The organism is Levilactobacillus bambusae (assembly GCF_003124125.1).
In the GTDB taxonomy this organism is placed as follows: domain Bacteria; phylum Bacillota; class Bacilli; order Lactobacillales; family Lactobacillaceae; genus Levilactobacillus; species Levilactobacillus bambusae.
This window is the reverse complement of sequence record NZ_QCXQ01000004.1, coordinates 3294-5128: the sequence shown is the minus strand read 5'-3', so window position 1 is coordinate 5128 and position 1835 is coordinate 3294. Positions and strand designations below refer to the sequence as shown.

General features: G+C 50.2%; 1 rRNA gene. It reads left to right on the top strand.

Features of this window, described 5'->3' with window-relative positions:
* Nucleotides 1–208 precede the first annotated feature (208 nt).
* Nucleotides 209–1775: ribosomal RNA gene (locus DCM90_RS07420) — 16S ribosomal RNA — on the top strand.
* Nucleotides 1776–1835: the final 60 nt, after the last annotated feature.

The following is a 1835-nucleotide window of genomic DNA, read 5'->3' as shown; positions in this document are numbered from 1 at the left end:
AAAAGTTGTTGACATCATTTGAAAGACATGTTAAACTAATTAAGTTGCTTCGGCAATTTAAACAAGTAGACCTTTGAAAACTGAACATTGTTTCGACAAACCAATTATTGTGTAGGGCGAATCAAGTTTACTTGATTCCAAATGAATAATTGCGAAGTCAATTCGCTTTAAAGTAACAACAATCGATGAGCTATTCAAGCATCATCTTTAAGATGAGAGTTTGATCCTGGCTCAGGACGAACGCTGGCGGCATGCCTAATACATGCAAGTCGAACGAGTCTCCGTTAACTGAAGTGCTTGCACGGACGCTAACATCGAGACGAGTGGCGAACTGGTGAGTAACACGTGGGAAACCTGCCCAGAAGAAGGGGATAACACTTGGAAACAGGTGCTAATACCGTATAACAACTTGGACCGCATGGTCCGAGTTTGAAAGATGGCTCCGGCTATCACTTCTGGATGGTCCCGCGGCGCATTAGCTAGATGGCGGTGTAATGGACCACCATGGCAATGATGCGTAGCCGACCTGAGAGGGTAATCGGCCACATTGGGACTGAGACACGGCCCAGACTCCTACGGGAGGCAGCAGTAGGGAATCTTCCACAATGGACGAAAGTCTGATGGAGCAATGCCGCGTGAGTGAAGAAGGGTTTCGGCTCGTAAAACTCTGTTGTTAGAGAAGAACGTGGGTGAGAGTAACTGTTCACCCAGTGACGGTATCTAACCAGAAAGCCACGGCTAACTACGTGCCAGCAGCCGCGGTAATACGTAGGTGGCAAGCGTTGTCCGGATTTATTGGGCGTAAAGCGAGCGCAGGCGGTTTGTTAAGTTCGATGTGAAAGCCTTCGGCTCAACCGAAGAAGTGCATCGAAAACTGGCAGACTTGAGTGCAGGAAAGGGTAGTGGAACTCCATGTGTAGCGGTGAAATGCGTAGATATATGGAAGAACACCAGTGGCGAAGGCGGCTACCTGGTCTGTAACTGACGCTGAGGCTCGAAAGCATGGGTAGCGAACAGGATTAGATACCCTGGTAGTCCATGCCGTAAACGATGAATGCTAAGTGTTGGAGGGTTTCCGCCCTTCAGTGCTGCAGCTAACGCATTAAGCATTCCGCCTGGGGAGTACGACCGCAAGGTTGAAACTCAAAGGAATTGACGGGGGCCCGCACAAGCGGTGGAGCATGTGGTTTAATTCGAAGCTACGCGAAGAACCTTACCAGGTCTTGACATCTTCTGCCAGCTTCAGAGATGAAGTGTTCCCTTCGGGGACAGAATGACAGGTGGTGCATGGTTGTCGTCAGCTCGTGTCGTGAGATGTTGGGTTAAGTCCCGCAACGAGCGCAACCCCTATTGTCAGTTGCCAGCATTCAGTTGGGCACTCTGGCGAGACTGCCGGTGACAAACCGGAGGAAGGTGGGGATGACGTCAAATCATCATGCCCCTTATGACCTGGGCTACACACGTGCTACAATGGATGGTACAACGAGTCGCAAAGTCGCGAGGCCAAGCTAATCTCTTAAAGCCATTCTCAGTTCGGACTGCAGTCTGCAACTCGACTGCACGAAGTCGGAATCGCTAGTAATCGCGGATCAGCATGCCGCGGTGAATACGTTCCCGGGCCTTGTACACACCGCCCGTCACACCATGAGAGTTTGTAACACCCAAAGTCGGTGAGGTAACCTTTATGGGGCCAGCCGCCTAAGGTGGGACAGATGATTAGGGTGAAGTCGTAACAAGGTAGCCGTAGGAGAACCTGCGGCTGGATCACCTCCTTTCTAAGGAATATTACGGAAGGCTACACAATCCTTTGTTGAAACAATGGTCAGTTTTGAGAG